Annotated in this window: 5 protein-coding genes; all 5 read right to left on the bottom strand. The window is 43.4% G+C overall.

The genetic code is table 11. The annotated features are described in order from the left end of the window. On the bottom strand, positions 1-493 hold a 493-nt coding region (locus Q7P05_RS04665), incomplete at its 3' end, for a PTS sugar transporter subunit IIA (protein ID WP_303930785.1). 33 nt (positions 494-526) lie between these two features. Continuing rightward, entirely contained in the window at positions 527-1,441 is a 915-nt protein-coding gene (pfkB, locus tag Q7P05_RS04660; protein ID WP_105089759.1) for a 1-phosphofructokinase, read from the bottom strand. An 80-nt stretch (positions 1,442-1,521) separates the two neighbouring features. Beyond that, positions 1,522-2,919 carry a Na+/H+ antiporter NhaC family protein gene (locus Q7P05_RS04655; protein ID WP_303930783.1) on the bottom strand — a complete coding sequence of 466 codons (1,398 nt, stop codon included), beginning with the start codon at positions 2,917-2,919 and terminating at the stop codon, positions 1,522-1,524. A gap of 1 nt (position 2,920) precedes the next feature. Continuing rightward, a complete protein-coding gene (gene dapF / locus Q7P05_RS04650) occupies positions 2,921-3,754 on the bottom strand; it encodes a diaminopimelate epimerase (RefSeq protein WP_105089757.1) in 834 nt (277 codons plus the stop codon). Positions 3,755-3,919: 165 nt separating this feature from the next. Continuing rightward, a partial coding sequence (locus Q7P05_RS04645) for an efflux RND transporter permease subunit (RefSeq protein WP_303930781.1) occupies positions 3,920-4,373 on the bottom strand: 454 nt, incomplete at its 5' end.

Raw genomic sequence — 4,373 nt, 5'->3', positions numbered from 1 at the left:
GTTGTTTAATAAAGCCTTCTACAGATGGATCAAAGTTGCCATCTTCTTTAGCTGTTACGAGTTCCAAGAAACGTTCAACAGTTGGAGCAGCGATGAGCGCCTCTTTGAAATCAGGGTCAATGACCATAGTCGCTAATTTACTCAACACCTCTACATGGGTATCGGCAGCGCCTTCTGGTGCAGCAATCATGAAGAATAAGCGAGATGGCTGACCGTCGAGTGCTTCGAAATCAACACCATTAGGCACGACCATAGCGGCAAGGCCGGCTTCTTTTACACCTGTAGATTTAGCATGTGGTGTAGCGATACCATCACCAAGGCCTGTGGAACCAGATTCTTCACGAGCGAAAACAGCTTTTAAGTATTCTGCTTTATCAGATAAGTTGCCGCCTTTTTCCATTAATTCACCTAAGGTGTAAATGGCATCGGCCTTACTTACTGGATCTGCATTCAGTAGAATGGATTGAGGTTTTAATAAATCAGTGATTTTCATATGTGTACTCCTTGATGCACATAAAATAGAAAACTAGTTAACTCGTACTTGTGAAAGTAGTGCTTCTACTTCTGCCAGCGTAGCGAGATTTTCAGAGTAAGCGGAGGCAGAACCACTGGAGATACCCCAGTAGAGCGCCTCTTGTAGGTCGCCTGTCTTTTCAAAGCCTGTAATAAAGCCAGCTACCATGGAATCGCCGGCGCCTACGGAGTTTACGAGTGTACCCTTAGGGGCAGGACTTGTATATACAGTGCCGTCAGCAGCTACTAAGATAGCTCCATCACCAGCCATGGAGATGAGCACATGTTGTGCGCCTTTCTCTTGTAATGCCTTAGCGGCCTCTACGAGGTCATCCTTTGTGGAAAGGGTACGACCAAAGATTTCGCTAAGCTCGTGATTGTTAGGTTTAATTAAGAACGGTTTATAAGGTAAGACCCGTGTAAGCAAATCTTTTGTAGCATCTACGACAATGCGAATATTTTTATGTTGTAAGCGCTCCATAATGAGTTCGTACATATCGCTTGGTAAGCTAGAAGGAATACTGCCTGCAAGGATCAATGTATCCTGCTCAGTTAATGCATCGAGCTGTTTATAGAGGGCTTCTAGTTCGTCGTCTGCGATGATAGGGCCACGGCCGTTAATTTCTGTTTCTTCGTCAGAGGCTTTCACCTTAACATTGATGCGCGTTAAACCTTCGCGGAGACGGATGAAATCCTCTTTCACACCGAATTGGTTCAGTTGTGTTACGATTTCTTCCCCTGTGAAACCGGCGATGAAACCGAGTGCCGTTGTATCCATGCCTAGGTTGTTGAGCACGATGGATACATTGATACCCTTGCCGCCACCGAGAACGTACTCTTGGGTGGTGCGATTAATGGTGCCCGTCTTGAGTTGATCAAGACGAACAATATAATCTAGGGCTGGATTAAAGGTAATGGTGTAAATCATACAAATTCCCCTTTAAGATAAATTAATGAGCCTATGATTGGTTAATCTTGTAATTAGCGTAAATTTGATTGATTTTGTAATTAGCGTATGATTGGTTGATCTTGATTCCGTAGTCGTAACCAGTATAGGAGTGGTACGAGGTATAGGAAGAAGGCGAATGGTACATAGCCAGCTGTACTAGTACCCATCATAACTACAGGTACATAAGCGGCGATGTTCCATGGTAGTAAGGGGGCAATGACGATGCCGCTGTTTTCAAAGTCGAGCATCACATCTTCATCTTGAATGCCTCTCTGTGCATAGGTAATGCGCATAATAGAGTGGGTCATCACCACCGCAATAGCTTGACTACAACCTACAGCACCTGTTAAAAAGGCGAGACCTACGTTTGCCGCAAATACATCACTTCGTGTTTTCGCTCGTTCTAATAGCTGTCTCACATCGTTCCAGAAGCCAACCCCTTCGAGCATGCCAGAAATGGCAGTTGCCATAAAAATGGAAAGGGTAGGGATGAACATCGTTTGTAAGCCGCCGCCGTGAATGATATCTGCTAGTGGATTATAATGTGGTAGTTCAAAGCCTGTTAAGGTATACCAGCCTAAATCAGAAAGGGTAGCTCCCTGATTGGTATAAGCTAGAATTGCCGCTACTAATGCACTAAGGCCGATAGGCCAACGGATAGATACTTTCAAAGGTAACAGACCAATGATGATGATGACTGGAATCCATAAGGTCCAATCGATGTTGAACACAAAGTGAATCGTATCAGACAGTAAGCTATTTGCATAGTTGAGAGGGAACCACTGCGATAGTATTAGGTAGAGCACTGTGGAAATAACAAGTGCTGGTAGACCGTCCTTAAACATAATAGGGATGTTGGTCGATACCTTTGTATGCGTTAAGGTCGCTACGAGAGAGGCGCTAGACGATAAAGGCCCGTTCCGATCACCAAAGTAAGCGCCAGCAATGATGGCGCCTGCTACGATATTTTCTGGAATGTTACCGGCTTTTGCCATCGTAATGAGTACAATACCTATGGTACCCACAGTGCCAAGGGCAGTTCCTAATAGCATGCTCACCAGTGCTGTTAACAAAAAGGCACAAGCGATAAAGATAGAAGGATCAATCAAGTCGATGCCTGTGGCGATAATCATAGGTATAATACCTGCCGCTTGCCACATGGCGATGAGCCAACCGATGAGCAGGAATATTTGCATCACCACAATAGATGTTTTAGCACCTGTCCATGATAGGTTTAGTAGTTCCTTTGGTTGGTACCCTTTGCGGTAGAACACATAAGCCATAATGCACCATACCACTATCAAGGCGTAACCGATGGCAATGCTATTGGCTACAGCGATGATGATGACGAGTATGGATAGGAGTAAGCCTAAGAGGGGCTCTGTATTTTTCGGCATCAGTGAACGGCCTTGTTGATACTTTAGAAACGCATTTAATATGAGTTGTAACCACTTCATCTTAATCGATAGGAAGTTCTGTTTCGAAGACTTCCTCAGCAGGGCCTGTCATGAGCACCGTGCCATCCTCCAAGTATGAAATATGCAATGTTCCTAAGTAAAGTTCTACGTCTACTTCGCGACCTGTTAAGCCTTTTTCGAAGGACATAACGGCAGAGGCACAAGAGCCTGTACCACATGCTAGTGTAGCGCCAGCACCGCGTTCCCATGTGCGAACCTTGATGTGTTTGTCGTTTACTACTTCAATGTAGTTAACATTTGTATTGGATGGGAATGCATCGTGTTTTTCAAGGATTGGACCTTGTGTCGTAACAGGGGCGTTTGTAATATCTTCTACGTAAACCTCTGTATGCGGTACACCGAGCAATACAGAGCTCACTGTTACAGTTTCGCCATTTACATCAATGTCTACGTCGATGACCTTATCCATGTCTACATTCATAGGTACATCTTTACTGTTAAAGAATGGCTTGCCCATGTCTACTGTTACTAGTGTAACCACACCATTTTCGATGGTTAAGGTTGGCTTCATAACACCTGCTAATGTTTCGATGGTGAAAGTTTCTTTTGTAATTTCTCCGTGTTCGTAAGCGTATTTGGCAAAGCATCGAATACCATTGCCGCACATTTCAGCTTCACTGCCATCGGAGTTGATGATGCGCATGCGCACATCACATGTGTCAGATGGTACAACAATGACTAAACCATCAGCACCAATGCCTGTACGGCGATCGCAAAGGCGAATGGCTAAATCAGTATAGTCCTTGTTAGCACCTTGAGGGTCGGCAAAGAGGATAAAATCATTGCCAAGACCATGCATTTTAGTTAATTTCATAAAGTCTCCTATCAATAAGTAAGACTTTCACCATGAAGCCCGTGAAAGTCTCATATATATTATTATATATTCTATATTATTATATCATAAATTATATAAAAAAACACGCCACTACTAAGTAGTGACGTGTTTTTGTCATTCTACAAAATTATCTAATGTAAATGATTAGTCGTGATTTTTTTTGCGGTTTGTAAACAAACCAGGTCCAAGTGTTTCAATGATGATGAACAGCATTGGAATGATAAAGATACCAAACAATGTTGCTGTTGTCATCCCTGCTACTACAGTAATACCCATGGATGTACGAGCACCAGAACCAGCACCAGTAGATACTGCCAATGGCAATACACCAAGGATGAACGCAAAGGATGTCATCAAGATTGGACGTAAACGAATTTTTGCAGCTTCGATAGCGGCATCAACAACGTTCATACCACGTTCGTCAACACGAATCTTAGCATACTCGATAATCAAGATCGCATTTTTTGCGGCCAAACCAACCAAGGTTAAGAGACCGATCTGCATGTAAATATCATTTGCCAAAGAATATCTACCTGTAAAGTTCAACAAGAATGTAAACCGTTCTTTGTACTGCTGGAGAGCCTCGTATTTCTTCTTT

Source organism: Veillonella dispar (assembly GCF_937975875.1).
GTDB lineage: Bacteria > Bacillota > Negativicutes > Veillonellales > Veillonellaceae > Veillonella > Veillonella dispar_B.
This window is presented reverse-complemented; position numbering and strand designations above follow the sequence as displayed.

Excerpts from the sequence above, each read along its gene's own strand:
- pfkB (WP_105089759.1), bottom strand. The coding sequence starts at position 1,441 with ATGATTTACACCATTACCTTTAATCCAGCCCTAGATTATATTGTTCGT.
- Q7P05_RS04655 (WP_303930783.1), bottom strand. The coding sequence starts at position 2,919 with ATGAAGTGGTTACAACTCATATTAAATGCGTTTCTAAAGTATCAACAA.
- dapF (WP_105089757.1), bottom strand. The coding sequence starts at position 3,754 with ATGAAATTAACTAAAATGCATGGTCTTGGCAATGATTTTATCCTCTTT.